The organism is Scytonema sp. PCC 10023 (assembly GCF_963920835.1).
Classification (GTDB): domain Bacteria; phylum Cyanobacteriota; class Cyanobacteriia; order Cyanobacteriales; family Nostocaceae; genus Kalymmatonema.
Genome location: NZ_CAWUDP010000036.1, coordinates 61,890 through 81,138 on the forward strand (window position 1 = coordinate 61,890; position 19,249 = coordinate 81,138).

Annotated in this window: 17 protein-coding genes; 6 read left to right on the forward strand and 11 right to left on the reverse strand. The window is 42.1% G+C overall.

What is annotated here, in order from left to right:
• Nucleotides 1-37 precede the first annotated feature (37 nt).
• Both ACM0OZ_RS21855 and ACM0OZ_RS21860 read right to left on the reverse strand, forming a co-directional pair.
• Nucleotides 38-1,030, reverse strand: a complete 993-nt coding sequence (locus ACM0OZ_RS21855) for a carbon monoxide dehydrogenase maturation protein (RefSeq protein ID WP_414584917.1) — start codon at nucleotides 1,028-1,030, stop codon at nucleotides 38-40.
• Between the two features lie 141 nt (nucleotides 1,031-1,171).
• Nucleotides 1,172-1,402 (reverse strand): hypothetical protein, encoded by a 231-nt coding sequence (locus ACM0OZ_RS21860; protein WP_414584918.1) that lies wholly within the window; start codon nucleotides 1,400-1,402, stop codon nucleotides 1,172-1,174.
• A gap of 861 nt (nucleotides 1,403-2,263) precedes the next feature.
• On the opposite strand from ACM0OZ_RS21860, the gene ACM0OZ_RS21865 reads away from it, so the two are divergent.
• The 6 genes from ACM0OZ_RS21865 to ACM0OZ_RS21890 all read left to right on the forward strand — a co-directional run bounded on the left by ACM0OZ_RS21865 (nucleotide 2,264) and on the right by ACM0OZ_RS21890 (nucleotide 9,043).
• On the forward strand, nucleotides 2,264-2,764 hold the full coding sequence (locus ACM0OZ_RS21865) for a DUF2231 domain-containing protein (protein WP_332990235.1): 501 nt from the start codon (nucleotides 2,264-2,266) through the stop codon (nucleotides 2,762-2,764).
• A complete protein-coding gene (locus ACM0OZ_RS21870; RefSeq protein ID WP_414584919.1) occupies nucleotides 2,761-3,366 on the forward strand; it encodes a DUF2231 domain-containing protein in 606 nt (201 codons plus the stop codon). The genes ACM0OZ_RS21865 and ACM0OZ_RS21870 overlap by 4 nt, the downstream gene beginning before the upstream one ends.
• Before the next feature lie 106 nt (nucleotides 3,367-3,472).
• Entirely contained in the window at nucleotides 3,473-4,378 is a 906-nt protein-coding gene (locus tag ACM0OZ_RS21875) for a cytochrome c oxidase subunit II (RefSeq protein WP_414584948.1), read from the forward strand.
• A 306-nt stretch (nucleotides 4,379-4,684) separates the two neighbouring features.
• Nucleotides 4,685-6,355, forward strand: coding sequence for a cytochrome c oxidase subunit I (ctaD, locus tag ACM0OZ_RS21880; protein WP_414584920.1), 1,671 nt, complete (start codon nucleotides 4,685-4,687; stop codon nucleotides 6,353-6,355).
• A gap of 298 nt (nucleotides 6,356-6,653) precedes the next feature.
• The gene (locus tag ACM0OZ_RS21885; RefSeq protein ID WP_414584921.1) at nucleotides 6,654-7,256 is read left to right on the forward strand and encodes a cytochrome c oxidase subunit 3; all 603 of its coding nucleotides are present in this window, start codon (nucleotides 6,654-6,656) and stop codon (nucleotides 7,254-7,256) included.
• Between the two features lie 221 nt (nucleotides 7,257-7,477).
• Nucleotides 7,478-9,043, forward strand: a complete 1,566-nt coding sequence (locus tag ACM0OZ_RS21890; RefSeq protein WP_414584922.1) for a GMC oxidoreductase — start codon at nucleotides 7,478-7,480, stop codon at nucleotides 9,041-9,043.
• 70 nt (nucleotides 9,044-9,113) lie between these two features.
• On the opposite strand, the gene ACM0OZ_RS21895 is transcribed toward ACM0OZ_RS21890, so the two are convergent.
• From ACM0OZ_RS21895 to crn3, 9 genes are read right to left on the reverse strand one after another with little or no spacing between them, the layout of a single operon-like run.
• On the reverse strand, nucleotides 9,114-9,620 hold the full coding sequence (locus ACM0OZ_RS21895) for a hypothetical protein (protein ID WP_414584923.1): 507 nt from the start codon (nucleotides 9,618-9,620) through the stop codon (nucleotides 9,114-9,116).
• A 45-nt stretch (nucleotides 9,621-9,665) separates the two neighbouring features.
• Nucleotides 9,666-10,922 carry a TIGR02221 family CRISPR-associated protein gene (gene csx2 / locus ACM0OZ_RS21900; RefSeq protein WP_414584924.1) on the reverse strand — a complete coding sequence of 419 codons (1,257 nt, stop codon included), beginning with the start codon at nucleotides 10,920-10,922 and terminating at the stop codon, nucleotides 9,666-9,668.
• A 12-nt stretch (nucleotides 10,923-10,934) separates the two neighbouring features.
• Entirely contained in the window at nucleotides 10,935-11,702 is a 768-nt protein-coding gene (cas6, locus tag ACM0OZ_RS21905) for a CRISPR system precrRNA processing endoribonuclease RAMP protein Cas6 (protein WP_414584925.1), read from the reverse strand.
• Nucleotides 11,703-11,707: 5 nt separating this feature from the next.
• On the reverse strand, nucleotides 11,708-12,988 hold the full coding sequence (gene csm5, locus ACM0OZ_RS21910; RefSeq protein WP_414584926.1) for a type III-A CRISPR-associated RAMP protein Csm5: 1,281 nt from the start codon (nucleotides 12,986-12,988) through the stop codon (nucleotides 11,708-11,710).
• A gap of 8 nt (nucleotides 12,989-12,996) precedes the next feature.
• Nucleotides 12,997-14,133, reverse strand: coding sequence for a type III-A CRISPR-associated RAMP protein Csm4 (csm4, locus tag ACM0OZ_RS21915; protein ID WP_414584927.1), 1,137 nt, complete (start codon nucleotides 14,131-14,133; stop codon nucleotides 12,997-12,999).
• Between the two features lie 2 nt (nucleotides 14,134-14,135).
• On the reverse strand, nucleotides 14,136-15,116 hold the full coding sequence (csm3, locus tag ACM0OZ_RS21920; protein WP_414584928.1) for a type III-A CRISPR-associated RAMP protein Csm3: 981 nt from the start codon (nucleotides 15,114-15,116) through the stop codon (nucleotides 14,136-14,138).
• A 2-nt stretch (nucleotides 15,117-15,118) separates the two neighbouring features.
• Nucleotides 15,119-15,691 carry a type III-A CRISPR-associated protein Csm2 gene (gene csm2, locus ACM0OZ_RS21925; protein WP_414584929.1) on the reverse strand — a complete coding sequence of 191 codons (573 nt, stop codon included), beginning with the start codon at nucleotides 15,689-15,691 and terminating at the stop codon, nucleotides 15,119-15,121.
• A 3-nt stretch (nucleotides 15,692-15,694) separates the two neighbouring features.
• Nucleotides 15,695-18,124, reverse strand: a complete 2,430-nt coding sequence (gene cas10, locus ACM0OZ_RS21930; RefSeq protein ID WP_414584930.1) for a type III-A CRISPR-associated protein Cas10/Csm1 — start codon at nucleotides 18,122-18,124, stop codon at nucleotides 15,695-15,697.
• A 59-nt stretch (nucleotides 18,125-18,183) separates the two neighbouring features.
• On the reverse strand, nucleotides 18,184-19,149 hold the full coding sequence (gene crn3, locus ACM0OZ_RS21935; protein WP_414584932.1) for a CRISPR-associated ring nuclease Crn3/Csx3: 966 nt from the start codon (nucleotides 19,147-19,149) through the stop codon (nucleotides 18,184-18,186).
• Nucleotides 19,150-19,249: the final 100 nt, after the last annotated feature.

Sequence of the window (19,249 nt, forward strand, 5' to 3'; positions counted from 1 at the left end):
AGTTAGGGCATAAATAAATCTAGAGTTAGTAGATACTTCAAGCTAAGAAACTAAACGGCTGAGTTTTCATTAACTCCCGTTGTCGTTGCAAGCGGTCTTGCCACCTTAATACTCTTGCCCACCGTTCCTCAGGAGAACTCAATTTTAGAGAGAGAATCCCCTCTAGGATGTGGTTGGAGATTCCTTCGACTTGGTCAAAGACATCAAGAGGGTTCTTGCCGTAAATAGAGGGCATAAAAGGAATTTTTCCAACTATCCTGTTTGAGTATTTAGACTCGAATGCCTCAACTTCTGGGAAGTGATTGAGACACTTATTCAAAACATACACTACTGGAATTCCCAACTCTTCATCAATGGCGCGGATATCTTCTGAAATTGCCACAGAGTCGGGTGTTGCCTCAACGACTACAATTACGACATGGGTTCCTATAGGCAGACCAAATCGTCCTGAGTCCTCTCCACCGCCGCAGTCGAGAACCACAACCCCATTTGTACACAGTGCCAACCAAGCTTTTAGTGGGTTAAGTGTCGCATGAGAACAACGGGTGGAATAAAGTTCTTCTATCCGCAGCGCACTGGTTCCGACTGACATAAGGGCAAGTTCGTCACTGAGGGTTCTTGCATATTTCTTGGTAAATGAGTCTTTTGGAGTGATGGAGAATTTTTTGACTTGATCGAACCCAGTACTGTAGAACTCCCGATAAGTTTGCTCTGGACGGAGTCCATGAAACTCATAAAAGTCCTTCTCAGCTAAAGTGATTAGAGGAAGTTCCTGAAGTTCCTCTTCTTTATATCCAAGATAGTGGGAAGTAAGCATTCGTGACAGCGACCTGTTAGGGTCTGCATCTGCAACAATCATGGCTTCTCCCAATCTCTTCAAAGATTGGATCAAACTCAGTGAGATAAATGTCTTACCTGTCCCCCCTTTGCCCATAAGAGCAATGACAAGTTCACGTTTGTGCGGTATATGAAGCTCAAGAGCTGCCATTTCAATTAAATCTCGATGTATAAAAATTGTCTTTGCTAGCATAATAATAATCATTATTAAACATTAGTGTCACACTGCTGTTGTTAGGGAAATCTAATAAAAAAATGTCCAGCCGTCGCAAACTCCCCAAAGGTGGGAGTGTAGAAACGAATGCTTGTGGAGGTGACTCGATACTGTATACGGCTAGAAATTTTTTTTGGGCGATCGCGCTTTACTGTAAGGTTTTATTAGAAAAGCCGTAGAAAAGCGATGTAACTTGTGAAGGCGGCGCTTGCGCGATTGCGCGGAGCGCAGTGCAATCATGCAATCGCACTCGTAGCGCAGCGCCCGCGCATGGCGATCGCCATCTGCTTTTCTCCGTACTTCTCGCTTCAGCAAAGAAGAACAGCAAAAATCTGTTATGGCGTTTTTCACGCGTCCACAACAATGTCGGCTAAAACCTAATGTGTTTGTAATATTTTATTTGTAATATATTCATGTGAATTCTGATTGCAGTACCCTGGACTTTTCCACTTCTTACAGAAACACACGTAGGGTGGGCACTGCCACTAAAATCCTCATATAATGTGTAGCATCTGACTGGCAGTGCCCAACGCCAGATGCCTACGGAGGGAAACCCTCCTGCAGCACTGGCTCCCCTACACTACTGAAGATTTTTCATACAGCAGATTGCATTTTTCTTGAGGTACAGCTTTTCAACTCAAAAGCCAGATATAGAGGAAATTTTACTTCTGACTCCTGACTTCTGACTCCTGAATTCTGCTGTAAAAGCCAGAAGGAATAAATCAGATTTTATTTGTCTATTCTAACAAAATAAAAAAAATATGAAACTATCAGATGATACATAAATTTTAATTACATAAGTTTAAGATAGCTAACAGTGGTAAACAGCCCAGGGGAAGAATTTACCACAAAAATGCAAATTTATTGGGCATGGGGCTGCGATTGAATCAGGTTTTTACTGAAAACCTGTGTCTATTTCATTATGTCATGATTGAGCATCTGAGCCTCAAAGTAGGTGTGGAATCATTGCGCGTGTTTATTGTGTGTCATATTGCTCAAAATTCAGCCTATTAATACAGTAGGTTTCAATTAAACACTCTCCACAGCGGCTTACAGAAAAAGTTATTCTGTTACAAATTGACAGACATGAAATGTTGTAGAAGTTGCACTTTATTTAGACTGATAAAGTTCAGTATAAACAGTATTTGCTGAATACATGATTTGCTGTATTCAAATAGCAAATGGTTCAGAAAATATGTCTAGGAGAACACCATGTTTGAGTATCTTCCGGCTTTAAACGACCACAATTTACCGTATCCCGATACGATTCATCCCATCGTTGTACACTTCGTAATTGCGATGGTGTTGTTTGCCTTTGTTTGCGATGTTATTGGCTTTTTCACAGGTAAATATCGTCTTTTTGAAGCGAGTTGGTGGAATATGTTTTTCGCCACAATTTCCATCTTCATCGCCATCATTTTTGGTCAGTTTGAAGCAGGCTTAGCAGAACCTTACGATGCTGTTGAGTCAGTGCTGAATTTCCATACACTGCTTGGCTGGTCGCTTTCAGGAATCCTTGCAGCGATTACAGCTTGGCGTTATGTGATTCGTATTCGCACTCCATATAAAGTACCGTTTTCGTATCTTGCAATCGGATTTATTTTGACAGTTCTAGTTGGTATACAAGTGTATCTCGGAGACAAACTCGTTTGGGTGTATGGACTGCATACAGTGCCAGTTGTTGAAGCACTAAAAGAGGGGTTGTTGCAATGAATGCTGAAGTTATTGACCAATTAAAAACGCATCTCGGCGCAAACGGATTGCCCTACGCAATACCAATTCATCCAAACTTGGTTCATCTCACCCTAGGTTTGTTCATCATTGGAATTGCCTTTGATTTCATTGGTGTACTGTTTCACCTCCAAACTCCAGTCTTCAAATTTTTGGCAATTCCTGTGGTTCGGTCGAACTTCTTTGATGTTGGCTGGTTCAATATGCTGGCTTCAGCCATCATCACCTTTTTTACTGTAGCAGCAGGCTTTTACGAAATCATGCTGGCAGAAGCACCATCTGATCTCAAGAGTGCTTGGGGATTGCACCCGCTGGAAACAATGCTCTGGCATGGTGTCGGTGGTGTCTTCTTATTAGCGCTGATTGTTGGTATGACTGTCTGGAGAGGATTACAGCGCTACGTTTGGTGCAAGAACGAAAGCCAACAAGTGCAGTGGAGTTATCTGCTCTCTGGGGTGACAATCATGTTGCTGATGTATCTACATGGAACACTAGGAGCGCAATTAGCTGCGGAGTTTGGCGTACATAATACCGCCGATATGTTGTTGCGATTGGGTCTTGACCCCAACACCTTGCTGAAGTAAATGATTTTAGTCCTTAGTCATTTGTACGAGTGCTAGTGACTACTAACCAATGACTAATGACTAATGACTAGTGAGTAATGACTAGTGACTAATGACTTTTGTTGCTATGAAAATCTGGAATGTTTTGATATTAATTGTAAGTGCGATCGCCCTAACTGCTGTTAGTCTCTGGATAGGGCAGCAGGCTTATTCCTGGCTTCCTCCACAAGCCGCAGCAGAATCGCAACTCATAGATGATTTGTTTAGCTTTCTAGTCACACTCGGCGCATTCATCTTCCTGGGAGTGACTGCAACTTTGATGTATTCCGTGACTTTCCATCGCGCAGGCAAGTATGACTTTAGAGATGGTCCCCCGATTGAAGGGAATGTCACACTGGAAGTTGTCTGGACAGCTATTCCAATTTTGGTCGTGTTATGGATTGCAGGCTACAGCTACCAAGTTTACGAGCAAATGGCAATTCGCGGTCCGATGGAGGTTGTCCACCTACATATGCCAATGGGAATGGAATCAGCGTATGCTGCGCCAGTAAACTCCCCAACTCAACCCGTAGAAAACATTGAGGTAAATGCCAAACAGTGGGCTTGGGTGTTCCGCTACCCAAATCAAGGTGTCACCAGTACCGAATTGCACTTACCCGCCAATCACCGCGTTCGCTTGGCGCTGCAATCAGAAGACGTTCTCCACGGCTTTTATATTCCTGCTTTCCGACTTAAGCAAGACATTATTCCCAAACGCAAGATTGACTTTGAATTCACTCCCGTCCGCATTGGCAAATATCAATTGACCGATTCCCAATTCAGCGGTACTTACTTCGCGACGATGCAGGCGAATGTAGTTGTTGATTCCCCTGAAGATTACGATAAGTGGCTTGCCGAAATAGCAACGCACAAGCCATCCCCTGCACCTAATCAGGCAGTTGCCGAGTATACCCAGGAAACAAAGGGACTTATCAAAACTGGCTGGGCTACGGTTGAGCCTGCACAGCCTCCTGTAGTCAATTACAGCAATTAGTTAATGGTTAATAGTCAACAACCAACAACTACTCCCTTCCCGGCACAAGATTACTTATCTTTTCCTTGGCGTTCTTGGCGTCTTGGCGGTTCGTTACAGCTATTTTCAAGTAAATAGACCTTTTTTGTGTCGCGCAAAGACGAGCCAGCGCGAATGACGGCTTTCCCGACAGCAGGCGACTGGCGTCGCAAAAACGCAAAGAAGAACGCTTAAAAATGTGGTCTAAATAAGTGAAAACTGCTGTAATAGGTAATCTTCGAGCGTGGCAGGAGTAACAATAAACAATCAACAACAAACAAAAGACAAATGACCAATATTTCTGTCAAAGACATCAGCATGAGTGGTGCGGAACCTCACCACGAAACTGCAACAGGCTGGAAGCAATACTTCAGCTTCAGCACTGACCACAAGGTCATTGGTATCCAGTATATTGTTAGCGCTTTCATTTTCTTTCTTGTTGGCGGCATATTTGCAATGGTGATTCGAGGGGAACTGATGACCCCAGAATCAGACCTCGTTGACCGCACAGTTTACAATGCTATGTTCACCATGCATGGCACGGTGATGTTGTTCGGTTGGACATTCCCAGTACTGGCAGGTCTTGCCAACTACCTTGTGCCACTGATGATTGGGGCGCGAGATATGGCATTTCCGCGCTTGAATGCTGCTGCCTTCTGGATGATTCCAATCGCCGGAATTTTGCTGATGGTGAGTTTCTTTCTCCCAAGCGGTCCAGCACAAGCGGGCTGGTGGTCTTATCCTCCCGTCAGTTTGCAAAACCCGTCAGGTCAATTGATCAATGGGCAATTTGTTTGGCTTTTGGCTGTGGCAATATCGGGGGTTTCCTCGATTATGGGTGCAGTCAACTTTGTGACAACTATTGTCAAGATGCGGGCACCAGGCATGACATTCTTCCGGATGCCGATGTTTGTCTGGGCAGTGTTTAGCGCTCAGATTATCCAACTCTTTGGACTACCGGCATTGACTGCGGGTGCGGTGATGCTTCTGTTCGATCTGACGGTTGGAACTAGCTTTTTTGACCCTGCGAAGGGAGGTAATGCAATTCTTTTCCAACACTTTTTCTGGTTCTACTCGCACCCTGCCGTTTACGTCATCATTCTGCCCGTCTTCGGGATTTTTTCCGAACTGTTTCCTGTGTATGCTCGCAAACCTTTGTTTGGTTACAAAGTAGTTGCAATTTCATCACTCTTGATTGCTGGCGTCAGCGCTTTGGTTTGGGTACACCATTTGTATGTCAGCGGCACACCAGGCTGGATGCGGATGATTTTCATGCTCTCGACAATGTTCGTTTCTGTGCCTACTGGTATTAAGGTGTTTGCTTGGGTTGCAACTATCTGGGGAGGTAAGCTGCGACTGAATACACCGATGCTGTTTGCATTGGGTGGATTAATATTGTTTGTCTTCGCGGGCATTACTGGCATCACGCTCTCCTCTGTTCCGGTTGATGTTCACGTCAACAATACGTACTATGTGGTAGGTCATTTCCACTACGTCCTCTACGGCACAGTCACGATGGGAGTGTACGCTGCTATTTACCACTGGTTTCCCAAGATGACTGGACGTATGTACCACGAAAGCTGGGGCAAGTTGCACTTTTGGCTGGCATTTATTGGCACTAACCTCAACTTCTTCCCAATGCACCCATTAGGATTGCAAGGAATGTTGCGTCGAGTTTCTTCTTACGCTCCTGAATATGAATTCTGGAACATTATTGCCAGTATCGGGGCGTTTTTGCTGGGAATGTCCACTTTGCCCTTCATTGTCAACATGATTGCTTCCTGGATGCATGGAAAGCAGGCTCCTCAAAATCCTTGGCGGGCAATTGGACTAGAGTGGATGGTTTCTTCGCCACCTCCGGTAGAGAATTTTGAGGAAATTCCAGTTGTTGTCTCTGAACCATACGGCTACGGGAAGTCTGAACCGTTAGTAGCTAGTGAAGCGAATGGTCACAAATAAAAGATGTGGGGTGTTGGGTGCAGTCATTTATAGCGGTTTGCAATCCTTGTAAGGTACACAAAGAAATAATGAACCACAGATGGACACAGATGGACACAGATAAATCTGTACTTCATTCAGATGAAAAGCGCTATATATATATCGAGTCCGTCTCATTGCCCACAACACGAAAACCCCACCCCCAGCCCCTCCCCGCAAGCGAGGAGGGGAGCCGCAGGCGGACTGGGGTTCTGAGAAAGTAGTCATTCATCAGTATTCCCCTACACCCTTCATTAGCAGATATAGGAGAATTCAATCAATGGACAGTTCTATCATTGCAGAACAGTTAGAGCAACCTGTGCATGAGCATAGTCACGACGAAGAAGGCAACAAGATGTTCGGCTTTGTTGTGTTCTTGCTCTCTGAAAGTGTAATTTTCTTGAGTTTTTTTGCGGGATATATTGTCTACAAAACAACGACTCCTGACTGGTTACCGGCTGGTGTTTCTGGATTGGAAATTAAAGAACCTGGCATCAACACGGTGGTTCTTGTTGCGAGTAGCTTTGTGATTTACTTGGCAGAACGCGCTTTAGCACGCCACGACTTGAATAAATTTCGCCTGTTTCTTTTAGCAACGATCGCCATGGGAACTTACTTCCTAGTTGGACAGGCGATTGAATGGAGTAACCTTGCTTTTGGCTTTACCACTGGTGTCTTCGGTGGGATGTTCTATTTGCTGACTGGTTTTCACGGTTTACACGTTCTCAGCGGCATTATATTGCAATTGATTATTTTTGCTCGCTCGTTCATTCCGGGCAATTATGACTCAGGTCACTTTGGTGTGAATGCAACATCGTTGTTCTGGCACTTTGTTGATGTCATCTGGATTATTTTGTTTGTTCTCATTTATGTCTGGCAATGAAGAAAAGTTAAAAGTTCAGGACTTACGCATGCATTATGAAGAAACGTAGACGCGTAGCGGCGTGCCGCAGGCTACCGCCAAGGACGCAAAGGACACCAAGAAATAAGAGTTTTAGAGAGTTTTTGCGTAAGTCCTAAAGTTAAAAGAAATAAATTCTCTTTTGACTTTTGACTTTTGCCTTTTTACTTGTTTCCCTACACCCTTAAGAGAGGAGAATATCTATGATTATTGATGACCAGCACTATGACTTGATTATCGTTGGTACAGGTGCAGGTGGAGGTACATTATTACACAAACTTGCACCCACAGGTAAGAAGATTCTCGTCTTGGAGCGAGGAAATTTCTTGCCCAAAGAGAATGAAAACTGGAATGCCGTCGAGGTGTTTGGAAAAGGACGCTATAACGCTCAGGAACAATGGTACGACATTTCAGGAGAGCCTTTTCGTCCCCAAACTAATTATTGGGTTGGTGGTAACACTAAGGTTTATGGTGCGGCTTTGCTGCGGATGCGGGAAAAGGATTTTGAGAAGGTTCAACATCAAGATGGCACCTCTCCAGAGTGGTGTGTCAAATACCAGGAATTTGAACCATACTATACAGAAGCAGAAAAGCTTTACTCTGTTCACGGTAAACAAGGAGACGATCCAACAGAACCTCCTCGCAGCGAAGATTACCCTTCTCCTCCGGTAAGCCACGAACCCCGAATGCAGCAAATTTGCGATGCTATCTCTAAGCAGGGGCTGCATCCATCACATCTGCCTTTGGGCTTAAAGCTCAATGAAAGCGATGCCGATGAGAGTTTTTGTATCCGTTGTAAAACTTGTGATGGGTTTCCTTGTAAGATTGATGGCAAAGGTGATGCTGAGGTAACAGGAATTGTTCCAGCCCTGGAGTTCCCCAATGTCACACTAAAGACAGATGCTAAAGTTGTACGTTTACACACTACTCCGTCTGGTCGAGAAGTCAAAGCCGTCGAAGCGGAAATTAATGGACACTCTTATCTGTTCTTTGGTGATATTGTTGTGCTGGCGTGTGGTGCTGTGAACTCGGCGGCGTTGTTGCTGCGATCGCCAAATGAACAGCACCCCACCGGACTAGCTAATAGTTCTGATCAGGTGGGACGCAATTTCATGAAACACCTGCTGTCAGCCGTGGTGCAACTCAGTCCCGCACCCAATCCTGCGGTGTTCCAAAAGACGATTTGCCTCCACGATTTTTACTGGGGATACTCCGATTTTGAATATCCGATGGGTCATATCCAGAATACGGGTAATCTTCTTCAGGAGATGATTCTGACTGAAGCACCGCCCTTGTTGGCTCTTTTGTCAAGATTCATGCCAGGGCTTGGGCTGCGGCAGTTGGCATCGCGTACAATTGGTTGGTGGTTGCAGACGGAAGATTTACCCGACCCCAACAATAGAGTGCGCGTGGATGGTTCTAAGCTGCATTTGGATTACACGCCGAATAATGTTGAGGCTCATGACCGCCTGATTTATCATTGGACAGAGGTACTCAAAGCAGTAGACAAAGATACAAACAGCCCGGTGGGCATTTATCCTTATAGCAATACGACGATTCGAGTGGTGGCACATCAGTGTGGTACTCTCCGTTTTGGAGAAGACCCGACAACATCTGTTCTCGACCTTAATTGTCGCACCCATGATGTAGATAATCTCTACGTTGTGGATGGTAGTTTCTTCCCATCGAGTGCTGCGGTTAGTCCAACGCTGACGATTATGGCTAATGCGTTGCGCGTTGGCGAACACTTGATTTCACGGTTGAATTAGGTGCAAAGGTGGACTCGATGAACCAAGAATCCCACGGCTTCAAGCCGTGGGAGTGTCAATCAGCTAATCCTTAAGTGCGAAAACTCGTATCCACCAGTCGCGTCAACTCTCCCCGTTCCACCTTCACCAAATTTTCTCGCGTGGTGGCAATAGTAAGATACAAAGAAATCCCGTAATCAACCGCCGCCAATACCAAAGCAGCAGATAGAGTTTTTGTCCCACCAGTGTAGTCAGCGATAATCTGATGATCAGGCGCTTGTTGCTGGAGATGACAAATGCACTGCTGGATTTTGAGATAGCATTCTGCTAAATCGTCGGGGTTTTGGACGAGAATTAAATCCTTCACTGGTTGAAAGCGATCGCCCAAACCCAACTGTGTGGGAATATTTGGTAATCTTTCAATAACTTCCGTTCCCCGACGCACCTCGCAAGGCGTTCCTTCACCAATGACTTGTGACTTGCTTCCTTTGTCACCATCAGAGGCGATGAAAATGATGCGATCAGGTTGTAAACTGCGAATGGCGGTGACGATGGGTTGGAAGGAACCGCCAACGGTAACGAGAAGGATTTTGGGCATATATTACATTCAACAAGCTGGTTAGATTTTTATTTAAAGAAATGACTATATAGTTTCATCCTTCAAATTCCATACAGTACTAATGGTTTGGAGTTCTTTAATGATGGCTTCAGTTTGAAGAAGAATATCTTTTGCATTTTTAGGATTTTTACGGAATCCTGCATGTAAAACATCATTACGTAGATTAGCTAAATTGAATTCCCCGCCCCATAATTTGTTTAGTTGCTTTTTCTTTTGTTTTGGAAGTTTTAACCATTCGTCCAAATATCTTGATTCTTTAATTGTATTATCTTCCTTATCCTTAATTTTGCCTCCATTTAGCAAAAGTTCCATCTCTTCTCTATTTTCTTTATCTAAAGGATCTAAGTTAAAGTAATAGCATAATAAGGAAGGGAGCCACTCTCTTGCCATGGATAATGCTTGAACTGTTTGTCCTTTCGCTGCATACCATTCCACCATCTCCAGTTGGCGCAACAGGGACGCTTGAGCGTTTTTCTGATAGTCAATTGGGTTTGCCAACCCGAAATCACAGTAATCTTTTTTTACACGCTCTAGCAAACTAACAAATGGTGGTACAGATTGAGAAATAATGGGTGCAGCGTCTGCAATATGTTGTGGTAAATTAGCGGCTTCTTGCATAACATCCATCGGTCGCAACAGTTGCAGCCCTTGAGCAATCCCATCTATACTTCTTGCTAAATTCTCGGTTTTGGAGTTACTACTGTGTAGCAAGCTTGCTAATGCCTGTCCATTACCTGTTTTAATAAATTGATCAGTAGCGGTTGTCCACTCCAAGAGGCTAACAATAGGCAACAAGTCAAAAGTGGGCGTTTCATTAGTTACCTTGTTTTTAGCTTCAAAGGCACCGTAGAGAAGCCCCTCAATATTCACACTTCGCACGACTCTCAGATAACTAACGGCAATCAATGCTACCACAGGTACAGAGCGAAAGCTGTGTGTGATATCAAATATAACGCTATCTCCATGCTCTAAACAGTTAGTTACCTGCTGAAATATCCACCAGATATCAGAAGGGCTGTTTTGTTCAGGAATATTTTTTATGGGTTGCAACTTTACCCTCTTATCCAATCGATTTTTTAGAGCATCCCAATTAGGTTCTGATGCTCCTTTTGGAGGAACTGTTTCTACTGTTTTAGTCAGCAAAATGTAGAGAGTTTCAGGGTTGTCAAACTCAACTAATGCCTCTTGAAAGAAAGGAGTTTTATATCCTCCAGAACCGCGTGGATTAAGATAAGTAGTCTCATCATAATTATTAAAGCCAAGAAACGAAATAATTTTCATAGTTTCCATCCTTTATTTTTTCAAATTGACAATTGTCTGCCCCATCCCTAAACGCGTCTTCATTCCCGTACCCGCAAACCGCGCATATTGAACTAATAAATTAGCCACATTTGCCAGCAAGGGGTCAGCACGGTTAAAAACTTGTAGCGTTACATCACCAACAAATCCATTAACATAGCCTTTATGTAATTGCCAACTTCGTGTTTGAATTTTGTGATTTTTTAGGAGAATAGCATTGCTAAGGTAAGCAATTAGTTCATCACTTCCCAAATAAATAGGCGCAAAATGGTTCCAGCGTTCTAACCAACTGCGAAACATCAATGGAGGTACGGGTAAGGGTAATGATGCACTACCCTGTGCGAAAGCTGTGGGTGTGAGAAATTGCAAGTTGAATCGTCTGACTGGTTCTGGTTCGTTTGCTACCAAAGTTGTGTATAGTTCCTCATAGCTGGTAGTTTCGTTTTCGCGGTTGAGAACGTTGAATTTAGCTCCCAGAAATTCTAGAAATTCTGATAAATTTAGAGCAAAAATACTTTTTGCTGCAACGTCCTGTAATCCACAGAGAGATAATTGGTAAAACTCTTCTGGATGGAAAGTCATAAAGTCTTTGGCGATGGTTGTCAATCCGAGAATTCCTGAAAAAGAAATTGGGGGAATAGCTTCGCCTCCCATTTCACCCCCTAGTTGTTGATGCAGTTGCTTAACGAGTTCCAATCCATAAGAACGGGGTAGGATTGTTGACTCGGATACGTTTAATATCCAGGTAGAACGAATGAGCATGAGTCTTATAGAGTTTTAAATTTAACCCATCCAGGAACAAATTTGATTTCACCGTTCGGATTCATCACAGTCCGCCTAGACTTTGGTGCTTCAAAACCAGGTGCTTTTAAACCACAAGTATCACGAATTTCTTCCCGTAGTTCGTCTTCTAGCAGTAAATCAACTGTGGTTCCAGTCATACCACTACCCCATCCCAGCCTCAAGCTGTAAGGAGATTTGTCTGGTTCATAAAATTCACGAATATAATTAAAATCTAAATTCCTGCCTGATGCTCTAGGATTATTTTTGATATCGTTCCAGTAATCATGTTCATAATCCCATTGTTCTTGGCTAAACTCCTGACAAATTTGGATAAGTTCGTCTAGATTTTGAAATGGTAATTTCATTCCTTGTTTGTGCTTGAACCAAGAAAGCATTTCTGTATCAAGCGTTAAGATAAATTTTGTTTGGGCATTTCGTACCATTTCAACATAAAGAGAAGCTCTATATTTTGCGAGATAGTCAGGGAAGCGACTGGATACTATGACTTCGGCAACGACGGGTAAGTTAACAGGGATTGATTGCCCTTTTTTAGTAGTCATCTTACTTTCAATTAGAGGTTCGCAATCACTGACACTCAGCGCTCTAAGAAAATCGGTGTTTTGACTGCTACCGTTGTACCTTTTATCTTGATATGTAAGAGTATATTCTGAGAATAAAGTCTCCATAAAAAGGTCGTCATCGGTAGATTTTTGCTTGTGCTTATTACTGAGTTCTCCTAATCTGCTGCGTAATTTTTTCTCGATTTCGCTAACTTTTTGATTTTTAGGTACGTTGTAGCGATCGCCATGTTTGAGCAAGTAGTATGCGATCGCAGTTCTAATTGCCCCTTTAATCGATGAACCGGGTATATATAGCTGTCCCATCCCATTGCGAATCATCGGACGCAATTCGGTGATGCGATCATCTGTCAGCTTTTGGCTAATGGCGTTTTTCGGGAAAATTAACTCTCCGTTTGCATCGGTTGTACTCCACCACTGTTCCCCAAACGCATCTTTGAGTAGATTGCTTATATCTTGGCGATCGCTAATTGCTTGGATATAGTCATTGAGATATCTACCACCTTTCTTGTTAAGGGCTTTGGCAAGTGCTTCTTGGTTGGGAAGGTAAACTTTTTTGGATGTTTGCACGTATTCAAACGGGTTTAGCCTTGATACTGCGGAACCAATATGCAAGATAGGGCTAGTTAGCTGTATCTTTTTTGACTCGTAAACTTCGGGCTTTTTGAGGGCAATAGAGGCAAGCATTTTGGATTTTAGATTTGTATTTTGATGGGTAAGCTTAAACTGATACCGCTACGGTAGATAGCATGGGTTTTATAAGTACCATCCTTATTGATGAGTTCGCTAGGTGTAACATTAGCCAGCTTTCCCTGCGGTTCAATTGGAAACACCGAACCTTCTGCAAACATCCTTACCATCTTGCGGCGAATATTTCCATCAGAAAACCATCCACCCCGTTCTTGGATTTCGTAGCTGCTGTGAAAATTATCTATAATTAATTGCTTAAGGATAGATTTATCATCATCCCAAAATAAGCTAATTAAGCATTGATAAGCCTTATCATCTAAAGGTTTGACGACATTTTCCCAAGTAGGGGAAGCATGCTTTAAATCCAACCATTCGGGTTGGAATAGTCCTGCACCGCTGGAACGTTCTCCTCCAATTCCTTGTTCCCCCAGCAAGTCCAGTGCTGCTTTCAATTCTGCAATAAGTTGCGGGTTGGTGTCCTCAAAATATACTAGGAAATACAGCCCTGATAAGCTTTTGATACCGCTACCATTTTGCTCCCAATCGAATTGTATGTATTTTGTATGGTAAAAATTGGTGGCGCTGGTTGTCCTATCTATGGCAACTTTAGGTAGTTTGTGATTTTTGAATGCTTCTTGATAATCAAACGTACCAGCTTGTTTGAGTTTGCCTTTAGCGTTACCTTTGGTTTTATCAATTAATTCTTGAGCATCTTTTTGAGTAAATCCTTCTTTTTGATACCAGCGGTGCCAAATGTCAAGCGGTAGATAATTGAGAGATTTGTAGGTTTTAAAAAATGCTAGATCATCATGCTGCGGGTAGTTAATCGGAAACTTGAGAGGACGGGGAAGGTAGAAAATAGTATTATTTTTGGTATTATTCTTGCATTCGCGGTAGATAAAAGTCGAACTTATCCGCATTGGGGGCTTCGGTTGAAGAAACTTTTCTAATAATTCTTCAACTGGTTGTTTTCCTGCTTCATCTGGATTTTTCCTAAATAACTGTGCGTAATTACTCACCCACGCACTAAATAAAGTATCAGAACGTACTCGTTCTTTTGACTCTTCCATACCAATACCCAACTCCCCGAAATGGACGCTTGACCGTCCGAAGTTGAGTTTGACAAGTTGCCATTCACCCATATTTAGCTCTCTGGTAATCGCCGTTGAATGTTTTCGCTTAATCCGGTAAAGTTATCTAACAATTCTTGGATGTTATTAGCAGATGGAATTTCTTCTATCCCTGAACCATCTTTAGGAGTATTGGTAATTCGACGGTAATACTCCAAATCCCGGTAAAAGAAATTGAATTTTTTAAATTCTACTTTGCCATAACCTCTAGAACCGTGACCTCCTAAAGCATCGTCTTGAAGGATTGCTAGCGCGATCGCAATATTTTCTAAATCTTTAATCGCTTGTTGGGCATTTTCGACGGTGTAAACAAGTTCAAACTCAAATATCGAACCTGCGGGGACGCGTTCAAATTGTCGAGGATTAGCAGCTGCGGTAACGCGATCAATACCGTTTTCAAATTTCCATTCGGTCATAAATAGACCTGTGTCTACTTTTTTCAGTTGTTCGGCTGATTGAGGTGATAAATGGGAGTCGCGGACAATTAAGCGTGCTGGACAGTTGCGTCCACGATTGATTTGAACATAGATTTGACCTTGAATTGTTTTCTTGCGTGATTCGTCAGGTTTGTTAGGATCGTACAGTCCTGCTTTTTCCGCAACAGCGATCGGCATCCAAAATTTTGTTCCACCCGTTGAGCCAAATAGACGACTAATTTGGCAAGTGAGCGCTCCTTCATATGGAATCATCAGCCCATCAATTTCTGTAATTCCGTCTTCTAAATCATCGCTTTCATAGCGGTAAGTACCGCTTCCTCCAGTACGATTGAGGGGTTTATTTAATAATCTCTCTGTAATTGCACGTAATTTACCTTTGATAGAAGAACCGGGAAGGTAGGGATATTGGGTTAAAGGGTCACGGATAACGGGTTTATCGAGTCCACCGATATCAAGGTTTTCACCACCTCCACCAATATGCAATCCAGTTTTGACTTCAATTTGGCTTTTAAGCGTAAATTTACCAAGTAAGGGTTTTTGTTCGAGAGATGCGGGCATAATTATTTTCCACCTTCGGCTTTATGATAGGCTATAATTGATTCAATTAATTGAACGAGGCGTTCAAAATCTTTTGTACTTTCGACTTTATCAATTGCTAGTGAGATGACTTCTTCTAAAGGTTTGGCAGAACGCTGACGGGCTGCTGCATAAGCAAGTTTTGGTTTGAGAAGTACGACATCAGCCTCTATTTTTGCAAAAATCAATTTGTCTTTATCATCATTAGCTTTTTTTTGGATATCTTTGAGCTTAATATTCAAATCTTTTTCTGCAATCTTTAGGGTTTGCCTAATTGTCTCTTGCTCTTTTTCTGCTTGTTTTTGTATGTTTTCTATTTCTTCTTGCAGATTTTTATCTTCATCTTGTTGTGCAAGTAGGGCTTTAATTTGATTAATAGCATCTAAGAACTTGCGTACTTGGTTGGTTTCCAAACGCTGCTGTTTTAGATATAGTCCAAATTTTTCCGCGTGCTTAACTAAGTCACGGATAGGATAGCTTTTCAATCCATCTTTTAGTCCTGTGATAGTTGTCTTTATTTGTTCAACAATTGGTTTTTGAATATCGATTTGTGACATATTTTAAGACTTGCGATTTAGTAGTTCAATCCAAGTTGCGATCGCTCGAAAGTAAGGAGCGTTGTATGGATTTTTCAAAGAAATGCGAAATTCATCATCCTCTAATACATTTTGCGGTAATCTTGCTAATGTATAAGCTATTTTCGGAAGGTGTAAATAATAACGTGTTTCTATTGCATGATTTGACTTTTTGTCTTCTATTTTTTTTAGAGCTTGTTCTTGAGCTTGTGCTGTAATCAATAAATTCCGAACGAAGTTGCGCGAGAAGTCTTTTCCAATATTTTGGCGTTCTAATCTCTCAACAAAAGGTAATATACCCCATATGTATGGGTTCTCTTCTTGTTCAAGATATTCAATAATCTTCCTTTGTACTTCATCATTTTTATCTAAGTGCTTCAGATTATTCTTTTGTACTTCATTCTTTTTATCTAAATGATTTCGTTTTTCAATTCCCAGCCATTCATCCCATTTAAATACTTGGTTAAATAACCCTAAGCTATCACGTCCGTTGTTTTTTGCTTTACCTTCTGCATCTCCTGATTCATCTGCTGCTTGATAAAGGGGAAACTTAGGCTCGGCAATGCTAACACCTGCTGAAAGGGTAATATCTGGATGATGCCCTGTATAGGCACGAAAACATTGGTAAATATCGAAGGAAAAATTAACAATTTCATTCCAGGCTCCACTAACAAATAAATCGTCTCCTCCAGCATAGATAAAAAGTAGATTTTTACCCTTATCTTCTGATGATGTTTTGTCTATGCTATTATTGCTCAGAGAGTTGCTGCCATGAGGTAATTGTTTAATTTTTCCTGAAATATTATCGCTACGATTGGCTGCTAAACTATTGAGATATACTTTAAAAAAGTAGCTCATTTGCCTTGATAATCCAGCTAATCTTGCTAATGTTTGATTCTCGGCCAAACCCTTAGCAAAGATTTGTCCTAATCTATCAACATCCATTCGTAAATAACCGACTCGTTTGATACCGTGAGAAATTTCTGCCATTTCTTCGGCACGCATAAAACGATTGTCGTTCTTCGCTTTCTTACCATAATTTCCAAGTAGTATCGGTATACAGTTGCGAAATTTGTAATATTTTAAATACCAATTATTGACTAATAAAACGGTATGATTCTCGGAAATTGTTTGCTTTAATCTCTCAAAGTTATCTCGTTGACGATAATCGAAATCGACTAGCTTGTAATAAACATTTATTTCATTTAGCCCATTAATTGCAGGTAGTTGAAACCAAAGCTTATCTTCTTCATCTTTTTGCTTACCTATTACCTTTTGTGGTTGTGATCGCACAATAGCATCAACGCGAAACAGCTTCCCTCCTAACCCGAACATGGTGCGACAGGTACTACAAGCCATTGCTGCACCCGGTTCTTCGTTTAGCGGTTTTAAATCCTCTTCGTCATCACGATGGCAAACTTTGCAAGGGGTATGGGCGTAATATGGTGTGGTTAACGCGACAAGTTCATCAATGCGATCGCCAAACTTACGCGCTTTATAAGCAGCAAGTTGTTTGGTAGCTTCTGACCAATGTTTGCTAAATTCAGCATTACCTATATCTGCAACAGGAAATTTATTTGAACTATCGAGAGCAAGATAAATTTTCCCTTGAAATTTCTCTCGCAACCATTGGTTGAACTGCAACCGAACTTGTTGTACAGCCGTTTTTGTCGCGTCTGTACCTGGAGCAAGTATATATATGTTACCGCCGCCTGCGTATATAACATTGGTGCGAGGAAGCTTTAAGTGCGTTAGTAGTTGCGCGACGACTTCTTCGGTTACGAGTTCTAAATAAAAGCTACGCGCCCGCAATGATTTGAGCGCACCGTCGGAAGATATCGTGTAGATAAAGTTTTGAATACCCGACAAGTCCCCAGCCACGATGCTTAGTTGGGCTGTTTTTGGATCATTTGTATTTACTATTGAAGCTGCAACTGCTGCTGTTGTTTTCGCTATATCAACTAATGCTACATTCTCTTGACCGTAGCTGATGAATGAGCCAAATTTTTCTAGGATTAGCGTTAGCAAAGAGAGGTTCTTCCAGTCTTCTTGGCTATCCTGGAGAAAACTGATTTCATTGTAAATTTCTTGCTTTAACGCTTCCAGGTCTTGTGATGTTGGTTCTTTTTCTTGGGGATAGGGAATGCTGGGGTTGGATTTATCAATTGCACTCGGCTTCCAAAAATGATTTTTATCTTGACCTTGACTTTCTGGCAGTTTTACAGAGTCAAATAATAATCTTAACGGTTTGGGTGTATGATCGCTTGGCCATTGCAAGTGTTTTTTAGCCTCTTCAATAGCATCAGAATCATCCGGTCTAGTTAGCTGCAAGCCTGCCCAGTTAGCTAAATCTGATACTGCTTGCTGAATGACAGTTAAAGCTTCTTGATGTGACGAATTTTGCGAATTTGTCATGATAAAGGTGGGCTGGATACTTACATATTCAGGAAATTCAGCTTGATTCAGAAAGATAATCAGTTTTTTAATACAAAAATTGACCTGACCTGTTTAAGTAGATTTTCGGAAATAGTTTTTACCTGTCCCCGCACCCAAGGACCGCTCGTCATTTCTAAATATGGTTCTTTTTTATGAACCTCTTCTCTCTGAGCTAAAGTACTGTGAATGACTGCTACAGGCGTTAAATTGCCCCTATCGTGACAAAATTCATGCCACGCATCCACCGCTTCTGGCTTAGAACTAATTATTAAGTAGTGAGTACAAGCTTCTAAAATTGGTAGTTTCTCTGGCTGCACCATCCCACCAACATCCACAATGACCAATGACTTGTGACGCCGCAGTTGTAATATTGCTTGAGCATGATAAGGGAAAAACCGTTCTGTCAACGCACCTTTATTGCGTAGCTTAAATGCTTCAATTTCTACATCAGTCGCCTCTGCACCTAATTCTAAAACATAGTTACCCTCTCCATCCCAGTGAGCGCGTTGCAGGTAAATATCGGGATGCTCAGATAATAAAGCTTGAAACAAAGCATGGGATAGTACGCTTTTACCGCTATCTGGTGGTCCTACTATCATTAAGGCTGGACATAACCCAGCTTCAGTGTTTCTTGCTTCTTTACTAAACCCATGATTTTGTCGTCCATTTGGTGGACTAATGAGAATGACTTGACCAATGTAGACTTGACGGGAATGAGTGGCGGATACCACTGCTCCCAAACGCGGGTCATAGCAAGCAACCCAAGCGGTAGGATGTAGTTCATGAGTGAGGTACGAATAAAGCCACATCGGTGCGCGACCAGAAATGACCACACCACCTGTAGTATCGATACCAGAGGGCAGTTCTAGATTTTTTATGTCTTGCGGTTCTATCAGGCGATCGCCTTTGGTTAATTCAATCGATAGCACCTGGTATTTCAAACCTTGTGCTAACAGTGATTCACTTAGATACAGGCGCAAAGCTGTAACACTGCCTTCGCTCATTTTTCTTAGTGCTTTTTATTTCTCTCATATTATGTCATCTTCAGTAGAAGAGGGGTCTTCCATTAAATTTATTATTGTTACAGATAGATTCATAATAACG